Source organism: Rhodococcus sp. IEGM 27, from assembly GCF_033142305.1.
In the GTDB taxonomy this organism is placed as follows: domain Bacteria; phylum Actinomycetota; class Actinomycetes; order Mycobacteriales; family Mycobacteriaceae; genus Rhodococcus_F; species Rhodococcus_F oxybenzonivorans.
This window is the reverse complement of sequence record NZ_JAWLSG010000016.1, coordinates 48,685-69,764: the sequence shown is the minus strand read 5'-3', so window position 1 is coordinate 69,764 and position 21,080 is coordinate 48,685. Positions and strand designations below refer to the sequence as shown.

Below are 21,080 nucleotides of genomic sequence, written 5' to 3'. Positions count from 1 at the left end.
CCCTATGACGGTGATCCTGCTCGACCCCCTTCGGCCGACAACGATCCCGATGGAAGCCCTCGGGGTGATCGGCGACGGCGTGCAGGTCACCGACGAGGTCCCCGACGGCGTCCGGCAGTTCCTCACTGTCGTGCCGAAGTCGGATATCTTGGTCACCACCGATCGGGAGCACCCCGCCGTCCGCGCCCGCGTGGCAGGGGGAGACCGCGTCATCTCGGCGCCGAAACTATTGGGAGACAACCTGGTCGAGGCCGCCGAGGTGATGGACCGGCTGTGGGGTTACGGAGGCTGGGAAGTGACGCAAACCCATCGCAGCCTCGCGCACTATCTCGTGGAGGAGACCTACGAGGTGCTCGACGCAATCGAGTCTTCCGATACCGGTGAGCTGCGCGAAGAACTGGGCGACCTACTGCTGCAGGTGCTGTTCCATGCGCGGATCGCGTCGGCGTCGGGGAACTTCGACGTCGACGACGTGGCAGCCACTCTCGTCGCCAAACTCGTCCACCGCAGTCCCCATCTCAGCGAAGACGTCGTCGGCCCCGTCGACATCGCGGAGCAGGAACGTGCATGGGAGATCCGGAAGGCGGCAGAAAAAGCCCGCGAATCGTGCCTCGACGGCATCGCGCTCAGCCAGCCCGCCGCGTCCCTTGCGGCAAAAGTGATGGCCAAAGCCGCGAAGGCGGGGTTGCCGACGGAGTTGACACCCGCCGAACTCGAGGCCGCACTCCACGCCCAGGCGGACGCGGAGACGACGCTGCGCGCGGTGACGGACGAGTTCATCGCGCGCATCCGCGCCGCCGAAAAAGCTGCCCGCGCCGAAGGCACCCAGGTACTCCAGCCGGGGGACTGGGCCGCCCACTGGCCGGCCTGATTCCCGGATCCGCGGACCTAGCGCCTGCGCCGCACCGGCGAGAGGGTCTGCGAGCGAACGACAGCGGCGCGGATCGGCAGCCGAGTTCGCACGCCCGGCGAACCCGGGCCACAACGGTCGCAGGGTCGTCCAGGTGTTTCCACGTCCAGCGGGCGACGGCGACCCCGGTCGCCCGGAGGTCGTCCTCGCGAAGCTTCTCCAGCCGCACCGACTCCGACACCGAGCGTGTCGGGTGCAGCGAGTACTTCTCCATCCCATCGAATTCACCGACGACTCCGTACTCCCGCCACAAGAAGTCCACCCGGCCGACCGGACGGCCGTCGAGGCCCGGCACCACCTGTTGCAGTTCGGGTGCCGGCAGCTCTTCGCGATGAAAGAGCACGCGGCTGCGTGATTCACCGACGCTGTCGCTGAGGCCGTTCATGAACGCGACTGCCCGCTCGGCACGCTTTGCGCCGGTGCGATGGTGCGCGCGGGCGACGGCGTCGGCGAGTTCGTCGTGGTCCGTCAGGCCGAGGCGAAGTGCATGATCACCTGCCACGACTGCTTGCTCGAACGGAACGGTGCGAGCGAAATCGACGAGAGAACGCGGCACCGTCGTGACGAGTATGCCGTCGATCATGATGACCTCGTCGGGCAAGAACGGCGTGGCGTGCAGGTGGCGTCGGCGACTCTTCTTGCCACCCTGCGTGCGGTTGGCGGTCATGTGAACCAGAGCGAGGGGAACGTTCCACAAGTCGATTCCGTGGAGTGCGAGGGCAGACACATGACTCACCGCGGCGTCGGAATGCGATGCCAACGCTGTGGCGTGCGCGAGAACGCGATGTCGACCGACGGTGTCGAGTCGGGCGTCGTCGTCGCGGCGCAGGTACGCGCCTCGGCGCACTGTGAGTAGGTCACCGCGCCTGCGGGATCGGTGGAGCTCACCGTCGGTATAGCCGTGATCGAGTGCCGTGCAGCGTCGGACGAGTCCCGCCGGTTCCGAATCCATGCAGTCAGAGTGCCCGTATTCAGGGGAGGTCGGAAGGTGCGGGTGGCGGGTTGTGGATAACTCCCGACATCCGCGGACCCAGTGTGCGCGTCGCGCCCGCGCGGAGTGGTGCGACGCCTACACAAGCGGCGCGGATTGTGCTCCCAGCACGCGCGGAATTCTCGGACTACCGCTTCGCCATGTGGATGATGGAATGGTGACCCGCTATCCCGTCCCGCCGAAAAGTCGTTCTCGATGGCCCCGCACCCTGATCGCCTTTCTCGCGGCGCTGGTGGTCGTGACGGTTGCCTACGGTGCCTGCTCGCGTGAGCAGGAGCCGCGTGTCGCGATACCGGAGGGCATCCCGCCCGGTCCCGGTGCGCCCACTCCGCCGATCGACATCGAGGCACCGGGACGTAGTGCCGACCAGCTGCGCGGTTGGTCGGCAGAGTTGACGGACGCCGTGGGTATAGGCACAACCGCACTCGAGGCGTACGGCTACGCCGCGGCCGTTCTCGCCGCCACCGCTCCCGAATGCGGGATCGGGTGGACCACTCTCGCCGGAATTGCGAGCGTCGAAAGCAGGCACGGCACCCATCAGGGTTCCTCCGTCGCTCCGACCGGGCGGGTGACCCCGGAAATCCGCGGCATTCCCCTCGACGGAGGCCCAGGTGTGGCGGAGATTCCCGACACCGACCGTGGCGAATGGGATGGCGACCCCGTGCACGACCGGGCTATGGGTCCGCTCCAGTTCATTCCGGAAACGTGGAAGAGATGGGGCGTCGACGCCAACGGTGACGGTGTGGCCGATGCCGACAACATCGACGACGCGGCCCTGACGGCAGCCCGCTACCTGTGCGCCCGCGGCGGTGACCTCACCGAACCGGAAGGGTGGCAGTCGGCGCTGATGGCGTACAACCTGTCCGGCGAGTACCTCACCCTCGTGCGTGACCGGGCGTCGGCGTACTCGGTGGGAGTCCGTCCGTAACCTCGTTACCGGCCGGTCCATCAGGTGGAAATTCGAGCGGCACGCCGGCGGATCACGGTGACCGAGGCGCGCCATCCCGCGCCCCCTACGCTGTGCCGTTACGCTGTGTGCTGGCACGATCTGGTGTCCTGGCACCATCGGACCGTCGGTGCACAGTGCGAAGCCCATAGAAGGAGAGTCTGTAAGTGTCCATCATTGAGCAGGTCGGAGCCCGTGAAATCCTCGATTCCCGTGGCAATCCCACGGTGGAGGTCGAGGTGCTGCTCGACGACGGAAGTTTCGCTCGCGCCGCGGTCCCGTCGGGTGCATCCACCGGTGAGCACGAGGCCGTCGAGCTGCGCGACGGCGGCGACCGCTACAACGGCAAGGGTGTCGAGAAGGCCGTCGAGGCGGTCCTCAGCGAGATCGCCCCGGCCATCATCGGGATCGATGCCACCGAGCAGCGCACGGTCGATCAGGCCCTGCTCGACGCCGACGGCACCCCGGACAAGTCCCGCCTCGGCGCCAACGCGCTCCTCGGTGCCTCGCTGGCCGTGGCCCGCGCGGCCGCCGACTCGTCGGGTCTCGACCTCTTCCGCTATGTCGGCGGCCCCAACGCCCACGTGCTGCCCGTCCCGATGATGAACATTCTCAACGGCGGCGCACACGCCGACACGGGCGTCGATGTCCAGGAATTCATGGTCGCGCCGATCGGTGCCGCCACCTTCAAGGAGTCGCTGCGCTGGGGCGCCGAGGTCTACCACGCGCTCAAGGCGGTGCTGAAGGAGAAGGGTCTGGCCACCGGTCTCGGTGACGAAGGTGGCTTCGCCCCCGACGTCGCAGGTACCAAGGAGGCGCTCGATCTGATCAGCGTCGCGATCGGCAAGACCGGCCTGGTCCTGGGCACCGATGTGGCACTCGCGCTCGACGTCGCCGCCACCGAGTTCTACACCGAGGGCGCCGGCTACAAGTTCGAGGGCAGTAACCGCACCGCGGCGGAGATGGCGGACTTCTACGCGGAGCTGATCGACGCGTACCCGCTCGTCTCGATCGAGGATCCGCTGAGCGAGGACGACTGGGACGGCTGGGTCGCCCTGACCGATCAGATCGGTAACAAGGTTCAGCTCGTCGGCGACGACCTGTTCGTCACCAACCCCGAGCGGCTCGAAGAGGGCATCGTCAAGGGTGCCGCCAACGCGCTGTTGGTGAAGGTGAACCAGATCGGCACGCTCACTGAAACGCTCGACGCCGTCGACCTCGCGCACCGCAACGGCTACAAGACGATGATGAGCCACCGGTCCGGTGAGACCGAGGACACCACCATCGCCGACCTCGCCGTCGCCGTCGGCAGCGGTCAGATCAAGACCGGCGCCCCCGCCCGCAGCGAGCGCGTCGCCAAGTACAACCAGCTCTTGCGCATCGAGGAGAACCTGGGCGACGCCGCGCGTTACGCCGGCGAGGTCGCTTTCCCGCGGTTCGCCTACGAGGGCTGATTCTCGGCTGTCGAGTAAAGGGGTATCTGGGTAGTGGCACAACGCGGTAGGCCGCGGTCGTCCGGAGCAAGTCCGGGCGGCCGGGCCGCCGGGCGTGGTGAACGGTCGCGGCAAACCCGGACCGACGGGGTCCCCGGTGGTGCACGGCGACCCCGCACCACCAAGTCGACTCCGCCGGGTTCCGTAGAAGGCAAGCCTGCAGCTCCCGACGGTGCCGACACCGGGAAAGTGCTGCCCGGTCGTGCCCGTCCCCGCCGGATCGGCGCCACCGGCGAAGCAGCCCGAATCCCCCGCTCCGAACACACGATTCTCGGATTGTCGACCGGCCGCGCCCTGATCCTCGTCGTCGTAGTGCTCCTTCTCGCGCTTACCCTCGCGGTTCCGCTGCGGACATACCTCACCCAGCGAGGTGAGGCCGACCGGGTTGCGGCAGAACAGGTTCAGCTAGAGGAGGAGCTCGCCGAACTGCGTATTCTCGAGGAACGCTATTCCGACCCCGCCTACATCGAGGCGCAGGCACGCGGCCGGCTCCGCTGGGTCCGGCCCGGCGACACGCCGTACCAGGTGCAGCTTCCCGGCGACTACAAGGAACCGGAGAAACGGGAAGAGAAGGACGCCGAGATGGCGGGTCCCTGGTACTCCGACCTGTGGAAAACAGTGTCAGAACCGCCGGTAGCACCCGAGGTACAGCCCACGCCGGCCCCGGCCCCCGTGCCCCCGCCGCCCGCACCGCTAGAACCAGGAGAACCCACCGGGTGACCACTTCGTCCGACCCGTCCCACCCCGTGTCGCAGGAAGACCTCGACGCCGTTGCCGCCCAGCTCGGGCGCGAACCGCGTGGAGTGCTCGACATCGCATACCGCAGCCCCGACGGCCGCCCCGGTGTCGTGAAGACGGCGCCGAAGCTTCCCGACGGCACCCCGTTCCCGACGCTGTACTACCTCACCGATCCGCGGCTGACCGCGGAGGCGAGCCGACAGGAGTCGGCTGGCGTGATGCGGGAGATGACGGAGCGCCTCGCTTCCGATCCCGAGCTGGCGGCCGCCTATCGGCGGGCGCACGAGTCGTATCTGGCGGAGCGTGACGCGATCGAATCGCTGGGAACCGACTTCACCGGCGGTGGTATGCCCGACCGCGTCAAGTGCCTGCACGTGCTGATGGCCCATTCGCTCGCAAAGGGTCCGGGGGTCAATCCGCTCGGCGACGAATCGGTCGCCCTCGCCGCGTCGGCGGCCGGCGGAAAGCTGAGAGGCACGGCCATTCCTGCGGACTGGCCGGGTATTGACGACCTCGATAGTGCAGAACAGTGACGCGGGTAGCGGCCGTCGACTGCGGAACCAATTCGATTCGTCTACTCATCGCCGACATCGACACCGACGGCGCACTGCAAGACGTGTGCCGCGAGATGCGCGTCGTCCGGCTCGGGCAGGGTGTCGACGCCACCGGTCGACTCGCACCCGAGGCCATCGAGCGCACGCGAATCGCACTCAGTGAGTACGCAAGCCTGATCAGCGACGCCGGCGCGACAGCCGTCCGGATGGTCGCCACGTCCGCCACCAGGGACGCATCCAATCGAGAAGACTTCTTCTCGATGACCAGGGACGTGCTGGGGTCGGTGATAGCGGGCGCCGGAGCCGAGGTGATCACCGGGGACGAGGAAGCGCGGTTGTCGTTCAACGGTGCTGTGGGCGAGCTCGACGCGGCGCAGGGGCCCTTCGTGGTGGTCGATCTCGGGGGCGGTTCCACCGAGGTGGTGCTCGGTGACGAGTCCGGCGTCCACGCGGCGTTCTCCACCGACATCGGCTGTGTGCGGATCACCGAGAGGTGTCTGCACGACGACCCGCCCACCGCCGAGCAGGTCGACGCGGCACGTAGCTTCGCGAAGGAGCGCCTCGACGAAGCATTCGCCCGTGTGCCCGTCGAGCAGGCCCGGACCTGGGTGGGCGTCGCCGGGACGATGACCACCATCGCCGCGCTGGCGAAGAAACTGCCCGAGTACGACGCCGAGCAGGTCCACCTCTCCCGCGTCCCGCTATCCCGGCTGCGTGAAGTCTGCGAGTCGCTGATCGCCATGACACACGACGAGCGGGCCGCACTCGGGCCGATGCACCCAGGCCGGGTCGACGTCATCGGCGGCGGCGCGATCGTCACCCTCGCACTCGCCGAGGCGCTGGAACGCAAAGCCGGCATCGACGAACTCGTGGTCAGCGAGCACGACATCCTCGACGGAATCGCAATGTCCATCGGCTGAGCTAATCTGATCTGCGCAACGTCGCCGAGGCACCACCTCGGCGGCCAGCAGCCCCTATAGCCCAATTGGCAGAGGCAGCGGACTTAAAATCCGCACAGTGTCGGTTCGAGTCCGACTGGGGGCACCATGTAAGCGCTGGTCAGAGGTATACGTTGTGTATGGAGCTGTTCGAACACCGACTTCGGTGTCACGGAATGCCACATCTCAAATGACTACTGTTTGATCACCTCGCGTGAGCGATTTCGATTATCGGGCAGGCCCCAATGCGTCGGCGAGCATGTGCATGGCCGCGGTGGTGGAAAGCGCACGTACGCTTGCGCGGTCGCCGGGGAGCCGGAGTGTACGGGTGACGGTCGGTCGCTCCGTGGAGGCGATCGCGAAGCAGACAGTGCCGACCGGTTTGAGGTCGGTGCCACCCCCTGGTCCTGCGATGCCACTGGTAGATACCGCGATGTCGACGCCCAGTCTGCTCAGCACGCCTTCTGCCATCATGGCCGCCACCCGCTCGCTCACGGCGCCGTGTTCTTCGATGATCTCGGCGGAAACGTCCAGGAGGTCCGACTTGACCTCGTTCGCGTAGGACACCACCGCGCCGATGACGTAGGCCGACGAGCCTTCGCGATCGGTGAGACGGGCGGCGATCATGCCACCCGTGCACGATTCTGCCGTGGCGATTTGATGGCCGGCCAACCGGTTCGCCACGATGTCGTCGATGGTGGACCCGTCAATCGAGAAGACCTGTGAGCCGTGATGTTCGTCGATAAGACCTGCGAGTTCCGTGTATGCGGTTGCCGCCGACTCTGCGTAGCGGGTCACCATTTCGAGCTCTCCGAGCCGCAGGCAGGTGGTGATCTCGAGATCGTCGAATCCCGTGATCTGGCGCTCTGCGGTCCGCAGTGTCGCGGCGAGGTCGGGTTCGGACAGACCGTACGCGCGGATGGTGTTTTGACGGATCTGCGCGCGCCGGGTCAAGACCTCGACGATCGGCGCGCTATCGAGTGCCTCCGGCCACATCGTCTGCAGTTCACGAGGCGGGCCGGGCAGTATCAGGACAGCGGGCAGTTTCTTCGAGTCGTTGGCAGGTATCGCGACACCGGGGGCGGTTCCGGTCGGAGGAATGGAATGCGCGCCCTGCGGAACCATTGCCTGCTTGCGGATACCTGCCCGTAGTGGCTCGGAGTCGGTTGCAGCACTCAATCGGCTTCGCCATCGCTGCACGATTGCGTGGATGCGTTGCTCGAGTTCCTCGTCGAGGTGTAATTCGCGGCCGTACAGAGCGGCAACGGTCGCCACGGTGAGATCGTCGGCGGTCGGACCCAATCCCCCGGTCGTGACGATCAAGTCGACGTGCTGATCCGCGAGAAATTGTAGTTGTGCGGTCAGGTCATCGGGCCGGTCACCGCAGACCGTGATGTGTGCGACGTCCACTCCCATTTCGAGTAGTCGCTGGGCCACCCACGGGCCGTTCTTGTCGGTGACTCGACCGGCCAGGACTTCTGTACCCGTGACCACCACACCCGCTCGCACAGTCATTTCTCGACCATACTTGCGACCGACAATCGCCGCGGACGGCCGCATAGTTTGTTGCGCGAGGTGTTAGAAGTCGGTACAAACGGAGATGGATCGGCGCGGACGAGCATGTGCGAAATACGTTGCGAATAAACAGATATCGAGTCCACTGGAGTTCACGCGGATCCACTTCCGGGGACTTGATCCGCACAGTGTCGGTTCGAGTACGACTGGGGGCACAGTAGACGGCCAGGTCTCTCGGTGGACCGTCAGGCCCCTTGGTGGTGCGGGCTGACCCGTGCGGCGGGGGAGTTCTGGGCGATGCGGGCGCGGACGCGGGCGGTGGCCTGCCAGATTCGGGTGGTGTCGGTCACGCTGATGCACTCCACACCCTGCTCGCGGGCGTGCTCGATGGTCCGTGCGTCGTGCGGTGAGCCGGCGGCGTCGAGTACGTCGTCGGTGACGATCGCGCAGAGGATGGGGCCGTCGATGGTCCGGACCGGCTCGAATCCGTCCGCCACCAGCGACTGCTTGACCATCGCCCACTGCGACACCTCGTTGTATCCGGTGGGGTTCCCGATGAAGAGAACCTTGCGGGAGCGGCGGGCGCGGGCGGTATCGATATGAGTGACGGTCGACATGGCGGTGGGTTCCTGTCCGTTGCGGGATTCCATAGAGAGAATCCGCGTTCACACCTATTTCGTTACGCCCCGCCCGGGAAATATCTGGCTCAGCCCGCTCACCAGCGGTTTGTTGATCGCATGTCAGCTTCCGAACGGGTTCCCGGAGCCGCCGGACCCCGGCGTTCCGGTCACGGTGACGGCGACGGGCGTCGCGGTGCCGGTGGTCATCGGGGGAGTGGTACCCCACTGCTCGAACGCCGGCACGCTCGAGCAACTCCACTGCACCGTGTAGTCGCCGGGCTCGACGGCGGCCTTCAGGTCGACGTCGTCTCCGTCCATCACGATGGTGGGGCCGACGGTCGCCACAGCAACGGTGCCGTCTTCCGGTACGACGGCCATGATGCAGACGACGGCCCCGGGGGCGTCGTACCGCACTCCCATCACCACCGCATTGTCTTCTCCCACGATGTCGACGGTGACGTCGTCGGGTTCCGCGGACGCGGTCGGTGCCGCAAAAAGGCTCAGCGCGGTGACGGCGGCGGCGATTCCTACGGATCGGGCGGCAAGAGGAACGTTCATCGGTGTGTCCTTCCGGAGAACTCGGTGACCGGGACGAGACGAGAACCACCGGGAGTATGTCATCTCGAATTCGGCTTCGCTGGATGTACGAACAACGGCACGTAACGTTCCGCGGAGGTTGACCGACCAATCGAGTAGCTGCGCCGTTCGTGCGTGGAACCCGATACTGCTGAGGGTGACCTGGTGAAGACGCTGTCGATCGTGGTGCCTGTCCTGTTGCTCTGTCTCGTCGGCTGCAGTGGTCAAAACGATCCCCGCGCGATTCCCGCGGCCACAACCGCGGTGCCACCTCCGAGCTCCTCCGTCGCCGCCCCGGTGCAGCCCGCCCCGGTGCAGCCGCCCCCGGCTGCGGCCCTCCCGCCGACGCCGAAATCGCTACCCGACAATGGGACCTTCAAGGTCGGTGCCGACATTCAGCCCGGCGAGTACGTCGTCAGTCCGACTGCTTCGCACGGGTACTGGGAACGGTTGTCGTGCCTGACAGGCGACTTCGAGTGCATCCTCGCCAATGGCATCGTGCAGGGCGACGGCTACCTGACGATTCTTCCTGGTGACGTGGCGGTCACCGTTCAGAATGTGCGCCTCACTCCGAGCGCGAATCCGGCCGGAACCGGTGCGCCGCCGCCACAGTCGTCGGGGACGGACGGTCAGGGATTCGTGGGGGTGTCGGGTGCGCGCTGCAACTCGTCGAACCCGGCGGTGGCGCTCGGCCGCACCACACAGTCGCTTGTCGTCATTTGTGAGACCGGCGTGGGCCGGCTCTACTACAAGGGTGTGCGACTGAGTGACGGGGCATCCGTCGAGATCGACGATCCCGTGCGCACCAACACCGGTTTCGCGGCCACCAATGCGGGTGTGCAGTATTCGCTGTCTCCGGAGGCTCTCGTCATCACCGAGGGGTCGAACCAACTCGCAAGCGAACCGATGCTGGAGTACTGGGCCGAGTAGGTGCGCTGAAGGCGTGTGCGGCAAGCGCGGTAGGTGAGCGGATCCCACCCCTGGGGGTGCTTAAAACAGTGCGCGGCAATCGGCACAGTAGTACCTGTCAGCAAGACACCTACCCGACATCTTCTGGAGACCGAATGATCAACACCCGCCGAACCATTGCCGCTCTCGCCTTCGCAGCCCTGCCGATCCTCGGCGCTCTGGGTGCGGCAACCACGGCGAATGCCGTCCCCGTCGACCCCAACAACGGCCCCGGAAAGGGGTGCCCCATCGTGCAGGACGACGCCAACGGCAACACCACCGTTATCGGTTACGCGAACCCGGGTGACCGCAACGGGGTGTTGGTCTGTGGCAAGGACGGCGAATGGTCCTTCGGAAAGGCGGGCACCTTCAACGGCGGACCCAGCCGGATCGACACCCAGCCGGGTCTCTCCGCACAGTAGGTGCTTGCTCGCTAGTTTTCGTGCTGCGCGGCGGCTGCCCGGCTGTCGAGGTCGTCGAGATGAATGAGGTCGCGGGGTGGTCGGTCGAGGACCACCTCGCGGCTGACTGTGAGGTTCCGGTCGACGTGCAGCAGCTCGCCCGGCCGTAGCGGGGTCCATCCCGGGTCCTCGTCCATCTGTTCGCTCGCGACGATCACCGCGGGATGCTGAGCGAGGTGCTCGGACCGGGCCCGGACTCGGCCTGAGCTGCTGGTGTGTTGCAGATGCCTGCTTCCGCTCGGGCCGCCGGGTCGCCGCTCGAGAACCAGGAGGTCGTGCGTGTCCGGAAAGCGCAGCGCCCACAGTTCCTCTGGGGTTGTGAGCACCAGGTTGAGGGCGTAGACGGGCAGATTGTCCGCCACCCACTGCGCCGCTGTGCTGATCCCGGCCGTGACGTCGCCACCGTTCCGGTCGATGTGCCGGGTCACGAGGGCGAAGAAGCGCTCCGAATCGGTGTCACCCTCGACGAGGTCCAGGTCGGAGCCCAATTCGGTGTCGAGAGCCGCCAAGTTCCCGATCACGCCGTTGTGCGCGAAGATCCGGCCGCGCAGCGTGAACGGGTGTGTGTTCGCCGGTAACAGTTCGCCCGTGGTGGCGAATCGTATGTGCGCGACGAACGTACTCGAATACCGATGCTTCACTTCCTGTGCGAACTCGGTGTCCTCGTAGGCGGCCAGCGGCTGCTTCTCCACCACCGGAGTGCCGTCTTCGGCGAACGTCCCCAGCCCGGTGCCGTCCGGTTCCCGGTGACTCTGCTGCGTCAGGCTGTCCGGCGCATCGAGCAACCAGAACGACGCACGGACACGATGTGGAGCAGCGGACAACCCGAACAACCGGCACATGCGAGCAACCTTTCGGCAGGCAGCATCAACCGTTCCACGATAGGTCGTCCGGCGGTGCCGTCGTGGCGAAAGGCCGGTACCGCGCTGGATCGGCGCTGCTTGCTTCCCCGAATTCGTTACCCGCTGGTGGCCGACGCGTGCGCGTGGCAGTCGGGGCAGGTGCCCCAATAGAGAACCTCGGCTTCGTCGATGACGAAACCGTGGGTGGAATCGGGTGTCAGGCAGGGTGCTTCGCCTACGGAACAGTCGATGTCGCGTATCGAACCGCACTTTCGGCACACGACGTGGTGGTGGTTGTCACCGACTCTGGTCTCGTAGCGAGCCGGGGATCCGGGCGGTTCGATACGACGGATCAGCCCGGCTTCGGTGAGGGCTCGCAAAACGTCGTAGACAGCCTGGGTCGACACCGAGCCGAGCTGGTTGCGCACACCGGTCGCGATGGTGTCGGCGTCCGAGTGCGGTTGCCGATGGACCTCGGTGAGGACCGCTACCCGGGGCGCCGTGACTCGCAGCGAAGCACCGCGGAGCAGGCCGGCCAGCCGAGTGTGTGTGTCCACGATCACACTGCATCACCGTTTCTTGACGTAGTCAATAAAGTGAACGCTAATTTTCCAGAGGTGTGTGGCCTGCCAACGCGGCGGCGAGGAAGTCGGCGGAAACCTCCGGCCAGTCGGCTGGCCAGCGTCCGCCCTGCTTGTCAGCCAGCAGGGCGGCAAGCGGAGGAACCATTCGGGGACCCCCGTCGACGACGTAGCGCACGAACCCGATTCGAGCGCAGGTCGCGACCACCTCGGCCAGAATCGGCTTGGCTTCGTCGACGCGGTCTGCCGCAACCAGGCACGCCACCAGAAGGCGCTTGGCCTGCAAAGTCGCCCTCGGCCTGTTCTGCGCTTCGACTCGGCGCACCCATGCTTCGGCGCGTTCGCATGCGATACCGGGCTGATCCGTCATTTGCCCGCGGATCGCGGTCGCATCGTCGAGCTGCGCGACTATCTCGGCATAACCGAAATCGGGTGGGCGCATGGGCGTCGCAGGCGGTTGCGACTCTGGCGGAGACGGTGGAAGTCCGAGACGAGCCCGCTCGTTCTGAACCCTGGCCAAGAGTCGAGGAAGCCCCAGCGTAGTGGCCACCGTGGCTCCTTCGTCCAGGTGCCGGGCCGCCGAAGCGAAATCCCCGCGCCCGGCCTTCAACCGGGCTGATGTCACGAAGCGGGCGATCATGAAGTCGACCAGCCCACCCTCCCGGCCGAGCTCGTAGCTTTCGTCCAGCAGCCGCTCGGCCTCGTCGAGATGACCCTGCTCGTACAGCAATTCGCCGAGCAACGTCCCGGCGAGTCGTGCGGCGTGCGAGTGCTCACCGCTCGCTTTCGTCGCCACCTGCACGGCCAGCCGGAAATCGTCTTCGGCTGCAGCGATGTCGAGTTGCTCCATGGCGGCGAGGCCCGCAAAGCTGTAGCCGTACATTTGGTTGAACGCGCCGACGGTTTGCCGGTGGTAGGGGATTGCCCACTGCTGCAGGCGACGGGCCTCCCCGTATTCGAATCTGGCGATGGCGACGGCCGACGCCAAATTGGCGGCGACGGATACGATCCACGAGCGCAGGGTCTCCGGCCGTGCGAACACCTCGGCGATGAGCTCGGGGACCTTGGCGACGCGATCCGCCGACACCTCGATGACGGCCCTGATGACGTCGCCCTCCAACCGGATGTCCACGCGCTCGGACTCGCTCAGCGGGGAATGCTCGAGGGCGGCAGCAACGCGGGAGAGCGCGCGCAGGGTTTCCGGCGCCCGTTGGAGCAGGATGCTCGCCCACGCGACGGCGATCTGGATGCGAGGGCTGGACTCCACGACAGTGGGTGGCAGCTTCTCCACCAAACCCAGCAAGGCCACCATCCGGGAGTGTTCGACCAGGCGCATTCCCTGCGTTTCGACGACGGTCACCGCCGTGTCGAGGTCGTCCGTCGCCAGGGCGTGATTGACGGCGTCGCTCACGTAGTGGTGGTCGGCGAACCATTGCGCGGCGGCGCGGTGCAATTCCGAAACTCGTTCGGGCTGATCACGTTCGAGGCGCCGGCGAAGATACTCGGCAAACAGGTGATGGTATTCGAACCACTCCCGGTCGTCGTCGAGGCTCCTCAGGAACAGGTCCCGTGACTCGACCTGTTCGAGCAGAGCCTGCCCCCGCGGCACATTCGCCAGCACCGACGCGAGGTCGCCACAGACACGCTCGGTGATCGACGTCGCAAGCATGAAGTCGAGTAGCGCGGGTTCGAGGGTGCTCAGGACGTTTTCGGCCAGGTACTCACCGATGGCGTGATGCCGCCCCGACATGTGCCGGATGAGGTCGCCGGGATCGGATCGGTCCCGCAGCGACAGGGAGACCAGTTGCAGTGCCGCGACCCATCCGTCCGTCGTCTCTTCGAGCGCCTCGACGTCGGCGTCGGCGAGTTCGAGTCCGCCGATGTCGACGAGGAATCGCTGTGACTCACCGAGATCGAAACGTAACGCCCGGCTGTCGATTTCCACGAGTTCGTCCCGGACGCGGAGCTTCGCCAGCGGAAGGCCCACCTGGGTGCGGCTCGTCACCACGATCTGAAGGTGGTGGCAACCATTCTCGAGGACAAAATCCATGGCCGCGATCGTTTTCGGGTCGGACACCCGGTGCCAGTCGTCGATGATCACCACCACATGTCGCCGGCCTTCGTGGACCTGGTCGACGAGCGAAGTCAGCACGTACCGCTCGGCATCCTCGCCGTTCTCCTCGAGTGCCTGCCCCAGTTCGTCGGCGAGCGACGGATCGGCCCGGCGGATCGCCTCGACGAGGTGGGACAGGAACCACACGACGTTGTTGTCGTCGTTGTCCACAGTCAGCCAGGCGACGACGGCGCCCTCGCGGACGAGTTCGTCACGCCACTGCGCGGCGACCGTGCTCTTCCCGAACCCGGCGGGCGCGTGGATCAACGCCAGACGACGGCGGTGACCTCGTCGAAGCATTTCGAGCGGCCGGGTCCGCGGAACCAGCAACCGCATCGGCGTCGGCGGACGGAAGCGAGCCGCGGCGCTGGGGGGTGTGGCGCCCGAGCGTCGGCGATAACTGTGTCCGCGTCCGGACACGGCCGACTGAGTGGTCGGGGTTGCCGACTGTTCCACACGCGGGAATTCGCCGACCGTGGAGGGCAGTGCCATCTCGTCGACGCCGAGATTGTGCCTGCGTTGCGCCTCCTGTAATTCTCGGCCGAAATCCGCTGCGCCTGCGGGACGATCGGACGGATCGTCGGCCATGGCATGTTCGATCGCGGAGCACACGTCGTCCGGGACGTCTTCCCCCCGAAGATCCGGAACAGGTTGGGTGGCGATCCGCAGGAATTGCGCGACGAGCCTCTCGCCGCTGCGGCGCTCGAACGCAGCATGTCCCGTGAGGAGACAGAACAGTGCGGCGCCGAGGCTGTACACGTCCGACGCCACGGAAGGGGGCTCACCCCGGAGCACCTCGGGCGCGGTGTACGCGGGCGAACCGGTGATCATGCTCGACGTGGTTTCGAATCCGCCCGCCACGCGGGCGATGCCGAAGTCGGTGAGTTGGGGTTCGCCGTAGCCGGTGAGCAGGATGTTGGCCGGCTTGACGTCCCGGTGCAGGGTCCCCGCGCGATGCGCCGTCTCGAGCGCCCCCGCCAACTTGATCCCGACCCGAAGCACCTCCGCCCAGGGCAGGGGTCCTTCGTGGCGTACCCAGGCCTCGAGTGAATCGCGCGGGTGGTACGGCATCACGATGTACGGCCTGCCGCTCGGGGTGACCCCGGATTGCAGGATGTCGACGACGTGGGGATGCCCGGACAGCTTGCCCATCGCGCGCTGCTCGCGCAGGAACCGCGCGCGATCCTCGTCTCTCAGATCGGACGAGAGGACCTTGATGGCCACTGTGCGATCGAGGGCGCTCTGGAGGCAGCGGTAGACGACCCCGAACCCGCCCCGGCCGATCTCCCGTGCATCGTCGAACCCTTCTGCCGACAGTTCTGCGACGATGTCGGTGACGGCGACCCGCGCAGTTGTTCGCGGATCCGAGTCGGTCGGCCCGGCTTCTCCTTCCGGGCCTCGTGGCACACTCATGACATCACCTTCTCGGTGCACTGACGCCAGCATATCGCGGTCGCACATTCCCGAGAGCGTGTTCGAGAGCGAGCGAACCTGAGGAGTTTCTACGTGACCGACACCGGAATTGCGGCACCCGACACGAACCCGGCCGCAGGCATTTTCGCGACGCTTCTCGACGAGCGGATCAGTTGCCGGGCCTTTCTGCCCCGTCAGGTGCCGCGTCAGGTGATCGAGCGGATCCTCGAGTTGGCGCAGCAGACGCCGTCGTGGTGCAACACGCAGCCGTGGCAGGTGGCGATCACGGAGGGCGAAGGAACCGAACGGTTTCGTACCGGACTCGCAGAGTACGTGCGCAGCCATCCACAAGAATCGGATTTCGACTTTCCCCGCGAGTACCGGGGTGAGCACAAGCTGCGTCGCCGGGAATGTGCCATGCAGCTGTATTCGAGTGTGGGGATAGCGCCTGGGGACAGGGCGGCCTCGGCCGAACAGACCATGAAGAATTTCGACCTCTTCGGGGCACCGCACGTCGCGATCGTCACCACCCACGAAGCTCTCGGAACGTACGGCGCCGTCGACTGCGGCCTGTACGTCGACAGCTTTCTCCTTGCGGCACAGAGCCTCGGGGTCGCCACCATTCCCCAGGCGGCACTCGCGGGAAGTTCGCCCTATATCCGCGACTTCTTCTCGCTGTCGGAGGAGCGCAAAGTCGTCTGCGGTGTCTCCTTCGGCTACGCCGACACCGAGAACCCGGTCAACCAATTCCGTACCCACCGCGAAAGCGTCGACAACGTGGTCGAGTGGGTGTCGCAGTAACGTGCTCGACCGTGATTCACTGTTCGCTCTGTTGCGGCGCCGACCCGATGTCGAGGCACCGAACCTGGTGGCCGTCGACGCCGCAGACCGTCTGATCCTCGACGAGGCCGCGACCGCTCTTTCGGGCGCGCCCACGGGAACCGTCGCCGTGATCGGGGACCACTACGGTGCGCTCACACTCGGCGCCGCGGTGACGCACGACTCCATCGGCATCCGGGTGTTCCAGGATCCGCTGACGGGGGAGCAGGCGCTTGCCCGCAATGCCGAGGCGGCAGGTATGACGTCGTGCTATCGGCAGTGCACCCTCGGACAGGACCTACTCGAGGGTGCGCGCGTGGTCCTGCTGCAATTGCCGCGGAGCCTGAGCGAACTCGCCGAGATCGCCGAGGCGATCGCGCGCCACGCCGACCCCGGTGTGGTGGTTTTCGCCGGCGGCCGGAACAAGCACATTTCCACCGGGATGAACGAGGTGCTCCTCCGCTCGTTCGCGTCCGTGCGGGCAACGCTCGGGCGGCAGAAGTCGCGGGTGCTGATCGCGAGCGGTCCGGTGGCGTCCGCTCGGTCGAGTTTCCCGGTCACCGAACATATCGACGAGCTCGGCCTCGACGTCGTCTCCTACGGAGCCGCGTTCGCCGGTTCCACCTTGGACATCGGGACCCGGTGCCTCCTCGACTTCCTCCCGCGCGTGAACCCCGCCGCGCAGACCGCCGTCGACCTCGGCTGCGGCACCGGCATCCTCGCTGTCAGCCTCGCTCGGCTGCGGCCCGGCATCTCGGTCATCGCCACCGACCAGTCGGCAGCCGCAGTCGCATCCGCCTCGGCCACGGCCCGTGCCAACGGAGTCGCCGACCGGGTGAGCACACTGCGCGACGATGTGATGTCGACACTGCCTACCGGAAGCTGCGACGTCATCCTCTGTAATCCGCCGTTCCACGTCGGCGCGGCCGTACACACCGGTGTCGCCCTGAAGATGTTCGCCGAAGCGGGGCGGGTACTCCGTTCCGGCGGCGAAATGTGGACCGTGTACAACTCTCATCTCGGTTATCGAGGTCGGCTGCAACGGCTGGTCGGGCGCACCGACGTGGTCGGCCGCAACGCGAAATTCACCGTGACCCGGTCGATCGCCTGATCGCCGCGCCGCCGGGCACTCGTCTGGCGGCTGCCACTGCGGCACCGGTAGAGTCCGAATTGTCCGACCCGAAGCGAAGAACGGGAACTCGCGGTGGGGTGCCGGACGTTCGTCATATGAGAGAACCCGGATCCACCCGGCGAGCCACGAGAAGGGATGTGCACGGTGCGCACCACCAGTAACCCGGTGTTCCGTAACCTGCCCAAACAAGAGGGCAACGGCGGATACGCCTCGTTCGGATCTACGACGGCCGGCGCCGCGCAGGTCACGCAGCAGTTCGGTCAGCCTCAGTACACCCAGGCCGAGCCCTACCGCACGGGCCCCGACTACCGTTCGATGACCATCGACGACGTCGTCACGAAGACCGGAATCACACTCGGTGTGCTCTCGGTGACGGCGATCATCTCCTACTTTCTGGTCAGCAACGATGCGGACCTGGCTGTTCCGTTCGTCATCGGTGGCGGCCTGGTCGGTCTCGTCCTCGTGCTGATCGCCACCTTCGGCCGCAAGATGGACAACCCGGCGATCGTGCTCGCCTACGCCGTCGCGGAAGGTCTGTTCCTCGGTGCGCTGTCGTTCATGTTCACCGACATCACGTTCGGTGGAGTCGGCGGCTCCGCGCTGATCGGCCAGGCAGTCCTCGGTACGTTCGGTGTGTTCTTCGGCATGCTCGTCGTCTACAAGACGGGTGCGATCCGAGTCACGCCCCGCCTGACGCGAATGATCATCGGCGCTCTCATCGGTGTCGTCGTCCTCGCTCTGGGCAACGTGATCGCCAGCTTCTTCGTCGAAGGCGGTCTCGGACTGCGTGACGGCGGCACGATGGCCATCATCTTCAGCCTCGTCTGCATCGGAATCGCCGCCTTCAGCTTCCTGCTGGACTTCGACGCCGCTGACCAGCTGATCCGCGCTCAGGCGCCGGAGAAGGCCGCCTGGGGAGTCGCCTTCGGACTCACGGTCACCCTGGTGTGGCTGTACGTCGAGATCCTGCGCCTGCTGAGTTACTTCAACAACGACTAGGCGCTTCGCGCCCGTGAGTGGTTAACGAGTCTCTGCACTCGTCAACCACTCACGGGCGGAGCCAGCTCAGCTCAGGCGTTCGAGGACCATGGCCATGCCCTGCCCGCCGCCGACGCACATGGTCTCGACGCCGAACGTCTTGTCCTGTTCACGCAGGTTGTTGAGCAGGGTGTTGGTGATGCGGGCACCGGTCATGCCGAACGGGTGGCCCAGGGCGATGGCGCCACCGGAGATGTTCAGCTTGTCCTCGTCGATCTTCAGCTCGCGGGCCGAACCGAGGACCTGGACCGCGAAGGCCTCGTTGATCTCGAACAGGTCGATGTCCGAGACACTCTTCCCGGCCAGTGCGAGCGCCTTCTTGACGGCCTCGATCGGGCCGAGACCCATGATCTCGGGCGACAGACCCGATACACCGGTCGACACGATGCGGGCCAGCGGTGTCAGGCCGAGGGCCTTCGCCTTGGTGTCGGACATGATGACCAGCGCGGCGGCGCCGTCGTTGAGCGGGCAGGCGTTGCCGGCGGTGACGGTGCCGTCCGGCCGGAACACCGGCTTCAGCTGACTGACGGCCTCGTAGGTGGTGCCGGCGCGCGGGCCGTCGTCGGTGCTGACGACGGTGCCGTCGGGGAGGGTGACCGGGGTGATCTCCCGCTCGAAGAACCCGTTCTTGATGGCCTCCTCCGCACGGTTCTGCGACCGGACACCCCAGCGGTCCTGCTCCTCACGGCTGATGCCGGTGGCGGACGCCACGTTCTCGGCGGTCTGGCCCATCGCGATGTAGACGTCGGGCAGCAGGTCGTCCTCACGCGGGTCGGTCCAGGCGACGCCGCCCTCGGCGAGCTTGCCGGTCCGGGCCTCGGCGTCGGCGAACTTGGGGTTCTTGGTGTTGGGCAGGCCGTCGGCGTTGCCGGTGACGAAGCTCGACACCGACTCGACACCGCCCGAGATGAAGACGTCGCCCTCGCCGGCCTTGATCGCGTGCAGCGCCATGCGGGTGGTCTGCAGCGAGGAAGAACAGTACCGGTTGACGGTCACACCGGGCAGGAAGTCGTAGCCCAACTGCACGGCGACGACGCGGGCGATGTTGAACCCGGACTGCCCGGCCGGCTGACCGCACCCGAGGAGCAGGTCGTCGATCTCGGTGGGATCGAGTTCGGGGACCTTCGCGAGCGCCGCGGCAACCATCTGCGTCGTCAGATCATCCGGGCGGATCGACTTCAGTGAGCCCTTCATGGCCCGACCGATCGGTGAACGTACTGCAGAGACGATTACTGCCTCGGGCATCAATAACTCCTTTGTCGGCTGCGGAGGTCTGCACTGTGTTGCAGGCCACCGATTTCATGGCTGTTCAGACAACCTACGTCGTCGCGTCCGTGCGCGGATATCTCCGTCTCACTGGGCGGCCTTCCGGACTCGCGACGCCGACGCCTCCTCGATTCCGAGAAGGTCGTCGAGGCGACCCGTCGTACGGCGTCGCGCGGCACGTCGCCACAGAAAGCGATTGAGCGAGGCGAGTGTTCGCGTCGAGAACTTGCGTGCCTCGGCTGCTTCCGAGACCTCGGGCAGGTCCGGGAGAGGGCCGCCGTGCCACATGCCCAGTGCCGTGGCGAGGACGGGCACGATCTGCATTGCCGCCAGTTCGTATCCCGCAGCAGAAGGATGGAAGTGGTCGGCCGAGAACATTCGGTCGGGGGCAGCCAGGAATTCGCGCGCCAGCAAATCGGCCAGCGCAACCGGATGTCCCCCCGCCGCGGTGACCGCGACCGCCTGCGCCCTCGCCAGACGCAGGCCCCACGTGCGGACGACGGTGCGCAGGGGCTGCGGTATGGCTGTGACGACTCCCAGGTCGGGGCACGTCCCGACGACAACGGCGCAGTCGTGCTCCCTCAATCGGGCGACGGCCTCACCCAGCCTGCGGGCCGAGGCGCGAATCGAGTTCTTCGCTGTGACGTCGTTGGCTCCGACGAGAATGACGGCAGCGTCCGGCGGCGGCCCCGCCACGAACATCGCGTCAACCTGGCCGCTGAGTCCCCGCGAGGTGGCACCGCCGATTGCCTTGGTGCTCAGCCGAACCCGCTTACCCGTCTCGTCGGCGAGGCGGCGGGCGATCTGCACGCCGGGCACTTCCTCCGCCGTCAGGCAGCCCACGCCTGCAGCGGTCGAGTCGCCGAAGATCATCAGGTGCAGGTCGAACGGTGTGCCGCGACGCCAGCGTTCCACGTCCGCGCTGCCAGGGGCGTACACGCCGTCGGCCTCCGGCGGTTTCGCGACATTGCGTCCGATGACGCCTCTCGCCGCCGTCGCCTGCGACATTAGGTACGAGTACGCAACCCATGACAGTGTTCCTGCGCTCGATCCCGCTACTACCGCCGTGGCGCCGGCCTTCACTCCGGTCTGCCAGGTGCTCTTCGGCACTGCACTCACCTTTCCGCTACCTGGTGTGTTTCTCACGGGTTCCGGCGGACTGCGTCTGTACCAATCTAGCCGCGTC

The 21,080-nt window shown here is 66.5% G+C and carries 20 protein-coding genes and 1 tRNA gene; 12 read left to right on the top strand and 9 right to left on the bottom strand.

What is annotated here, in order from left to right; translation table 11 throughout:
• The first annotated feature begins 4 nt into the window (after window positions 1-4).
• Window positions 5-871 (top strand): MazG family protein, encoded by an 867-nt coding sequence (locus R4P95_RS30830; protein ID WP_317747616.1) that lies wholly within the window; start codon window positions 5-7, stop codon window positions 869-871.
• Here R4P95_RS30830 and R4P95_RS30825 read toward each other — a convergent pair.
• The gene (locus R4P95_RS30825; RefSeq protein ID WP_317747617.1) at window positions 777-1,862 is read right to left on the bottom strand and encodes a hypothetical protein; all 1,086 of its coding nucleotides are present in this window, start codon (window positions 1,860-1,862) and stop codon (window positions 777-779) included. The genes R4P95_RS30830 and R4P95_RS30825 overlap by 95 nt on opposite strands.
• A gap of 193 nt (window positions 1,863-2,055) precedes the next feature.
• On the opposite strand from R4P95_RS30825, the gene R4P95_RS30820 reads away from it, so the two are divergent.
• The 6 genes from R4P95_RS30820 to R4P95_RS30795 all read left to right on the top strand — a co-directional run bounded on the left by R4P95_RS30820 (window position 2,056) and on the right by R4P95_RS30795 (window position 6,679).
• On the top strand, window positions 2,056-2,829 hold the full coding sequence (locus R4P95_RS30820; RefSeq protein ID WP_397517779.1) for a lytic transglycosylase domain-containing protein: 774 nt from the start codon (window positions 2,056-2,058) through the stop codon (window positions 2,827-2,829).
• A 185-nt stretch (window positions 2,830-3,014) separates the two neighbouring features.
• Complete coding sequence (eno, locus tag R4P95_RS30815) at window positions 3,015-4,301, top strand: phosphopyruvate hydratase (RefSeq protein WP_159925184.1); 1,287 nt, start codon at window positions 3,015-3,017, stop codon at window positions 4,299-4,301.
• Between the two features lie 33 nt (window positions 4,302-4,334).
• Window positions 4,335-5,060 (top strand): FtsB family cell division protein, encoded by a 726-nt coding sequence (locus R4P95_RS30810; protein ID WP_317747618.1) that lies wholly within the window; start codon window positions 4,335-4,337, stop codon window positions 5,058-5,060.
• On the top strand, window positions 5,057-5,611 hold the full coding sequence (locus R4P95_RS30805; protein WP_213576940.1) for a DUF501 domain-containing protein: 555 nt from the start codon (window positions 5,057-5,059) through the stop codon (window positions 5,609-5,611). The genes R4P95_RS30810 and R4P95_RS30805 overlap by 4 nt, the downstream gene beginning before the upstream one ends.
• On the top strand, window positions 5,608-6,552 hold the full coding sequence (locus tag R4P95_RS30800; protein WP_317747619.1) for a Ppx/GppA phosphatase family protein: 945 nt from the start codon (window positions 5,608-5,610) through the stop codon (window positions 6,550-6,552). The genes R4P95_RS30805 and R4P95_RS30800 overlap by 4 nt, the downstream gene beginning before the upstream one ends.
• 50 nt (window positions 6,553-6,602) lie before the next feature.
• Window positions 6,603-6,679 (top strand) — tRNA-Leu (locus R4P95_RS30795).
• A 119-nt stretch (window positions 6,680-6,798) separates the two neighbouring features.
• On the opposite strand, the gene R4P95_RS30790 is transcribed toward R4P95_RS30795, so the two are convergent.
• The 3 genes from R4P95_RS30790 to R4P95_RS30780 form a co-directional block, all read right to left on the bottom strand.
• On the bottom strand, window positions 6,799-8,085 hold the full coding sequence (locus tag R4P95_RS30790; RefSeq protein WP_317747620.1) for a competence/damage-inducible protein A: 1,287 nt from the start codon (window positions 8,083-8,085) through the stop codon (window positions 6,799-6,801).
• Window positions 8,086-8,330: 245 nt separating this feature from the next.
• Window positions 8,331-8,702 carry a hypothetical protein gene (locus tag R4P95_RS30785; RefSeq protein WP_317747621.1) on the bottom strand — a complete coding sequence of 124 codons (372 nt, stop codon included), beginning with the start codon at window positions 8,700-8,702 and terminating at the stop codon, window positions 8,331-8,333.
• Window positions 8,703-8,825: 123 nt separating this feature from the next.
• A complete protein-coding gene (locus R4P95_RS30780; RefSeq protein WP_317747622.1) occupies window positions 8,826-9,263 on the bottom strand; it encodes a hypothetical protein in 438 nt (145 codons plus the stop codon).
• Between the two features lie 153 nt (window positions 9,264-9,416).
• Here R4P95_RS30780 and R4P95_RS30775 point away from each other — a divergent pair, with 153 nt between their 5' ends.
• Both R4P95_RS30775 and R4P95_RS30770 read left to right on the top strand, forming a co-directional pair.
• Entirely contained in the window at window positions 9,417-10,211 is a 795-nt protein-coding gene (locus tag R4P95_RS30775; RefSeq protein ID WP_317747623.1) for a hypothetical protein, read from the top strand.
• 134 nt (window positions 10,212-10,345) lie between these two features.
• Window positions 10,346-10,651, top strand: a complete 306-nt coding sequence (locus R4P95_RS30770; RefSeq protein WP_109332254.1) for a hypothetical protein — start codon at window positions 10,346-10,348, stop codon at window positions 10,649-10,651.
• An 11-nt stretch (window positions 10,652-10,662) separates the two neighbouring features.
• Here the strand turns inward: R4P95_RS30770 and R4P95_RS30765 are convergent, their stop codons facing one another.
• The 3 genes from R4P95_RS30765 to R4P95_RS30755 all read right to left on the bottom strand — a co-directional run bounded on the left by R4P95_RS30765 (window position 10,663) and on the right by R4P95_RS30755 (window position 15,633).
• Entirely contained in the window at window positions 10,663-11,532 is an 870-nt protein-coding gene (locus R4P95_RS30765) for a class II glutamine amidotransferase (RefSeq protein WP_317747624.1), read from the bottom strand.
• 116 nt (window positions 11,533-11,648) lie between these two features.
• Window positions 11,649-12,089, bottom strand: a complete 441-nt coding sequence (locus R4P95_RS30760) for a Fur family transcriptional regulator (RefSeq protein WP_213576947.1) — start codon at window positions 12,087-12,089, stop codon at window positions 11,649-11,651.
• 46 nt (window positions 12,090-12,135) lie between these two features.
• Window positions 12,136-15,633: a protein kinase domain-containing protein gene (locus R4P95_RS30755; protein ID WP_317747650.1), complete on the bottom strand. Its 3,498-nt coding sequence runs from the start codon at window positions 15,631-15,633 to the stop codon at window positions 12,136-12,138.
• 99 nt (window positions 15,634-15,732) lie between these two features.
• Here R4P95_RS30755 and R4P95_RS30750 point away from each other — a divergent pair, with 99 nt between their 5' ends.
• The 3 genes from R4P95_RS30750 to R4P95_RS30740 all read left to right on the top strand — a co-directional run bounded on the left by R4P95_RS30750 (window position 15,733) and on the right by R4P95_RS30740 (window position 18,589).
• Window positions 15,733-16,440 (top strand): nitroreductase, encoded by a 708-nt coding sequence (locus R4P95_RS30750; protein ID WP_213576949.1) that lies wholly within the window; start codon window positions 15,733-15,735, stop codon window positions 16,438-16,440.
• Between the two features lies 1 nt (window position 16,441).
• Entirely contained in the window at window positions 16,442-17,569 is a 1,128-nt protein-coding gene (locus R4P95_RS30745; RefSeq protein WP_317747625.1) for a class I SAM-dependent methyltransferase, read from the top strand.
• A gap of 165 nt (window positions 17,570-17,734) precedes the next feature.
• On the top strand, window positions 17,735-18,589 hold the full coding sequence (locus R4P95_RS30740; RefSeq protein ID WP_317747626.1) for a Bax inhibitor-1/YccA family membrane protein: 855 nt from the start codon (window positions 17,735-17,737) through the stop codon (window positions 18,587-18,589).
• Window positions 18,590-18,655: 66 nt separating this feature from the next.
• Here R4P95_RS30740 and R4P95_RS30735 read toward each other — a convergent pair whose 3' ends face one another.
• Window positions 18,656-19,873 (bottom strand): acetyl-CoA C-acetyltransferase, encoded by a 1,218-nt coding sequence (locus R4P95_RS30735; protein ID WP_109332250.1) that lies wholly within the window; start codon window positions 19,871-19,873, stop codon window positions 18,656-18,658.
• 108 nt (window positions 19,874-19,981) lie between these two features.
• Window positions 19,982-21,004 carry an SGNH/GDSL hydrolase family protein gene (locus R4P95_RS30730; protein WP_317747627.1) on the bottom strand — a complete coding sequence of 341 codons (1,023 nt, stop codon included), beginning with the start codon at window positions 21,002-21,004 and terminating at the stop codon, window positions 19,982-19,984.
• Between the last annotated feature and the right edge of the window lie 76 nt (window positions 21,005-21,080).

What these genes read in the sequence shown, in the direction of transcription:
- R4P95_RS30830 (WP_317747616.1), top strand. Translation starts at nt 5, where the DNA reads ATGACGGTGATCCTGCTCGACCCCCTTCGGCCGACAACGATCCCGATG.
- R4P95_RS30825 (WP_317747617.1), bottom strand. Translation starts at nt 1,862, where the DNA reads ATGGATTCGGAACCGGCGGGACTCGTCCGACGCTGCACGGCACTCGAT.
- R4P95_RS30820 (WP_397517779.1), top strand. Translation starts at nt 2,056, where the DNA reads ATGGTGACCCGCTATCCCGTCCCGCCGAAAAGTCGTTCTCGATGGCCC.
- R4P95_RS30790 (WP_317747620.1), bottom strand. Translation starts at nt 8,085, where the DNA reads ATGACTGTGCGAGCGGGTGTGGTGGTCACGGGTACAGAAGTCCTGGCC.
- R4P95_RS30785 (WP_317747621.1), bottom strand. Translation starts at nt 8,702, where the DNA reads ATGTCGACCGTCACTCATATCGATACCGCCCGCGCCCGCCGCTCCCGC.
- R4P95_RS30780 (WP_317747622.1), bottom strand. Translation starts at nt 9,263, where the DNA reads ATGAACGTTCCTCTTGCCGCCCGATCCGTAGGAATCGCCGCCGCCGTC.
- R4P95_RS30770 (WP_109332254.1), top strand. Translation starts at nt 10,346, where the DNA reads ATGATCAACACCCGCCGAACCATTGCCGCTCTCGCCTTCGCAGCCCTG.
- R4P95_RS30765 (WP_317747624.1), bottom strand. Translation starts at nt 11,532, where the DNA reads ATGTGCCGGTTGTTCGGGTTGTCCGCTGCTCCACATCGTGTCCGTGCG.
- R4P95_RS30735 (WP_109332250.1), bottom strand. Translation starts at nt 19,873, where the DNA reads ATGCCCGAGGCAGTAATCGTCTCTGCAGTACGTTCACCGATCGGTCGG.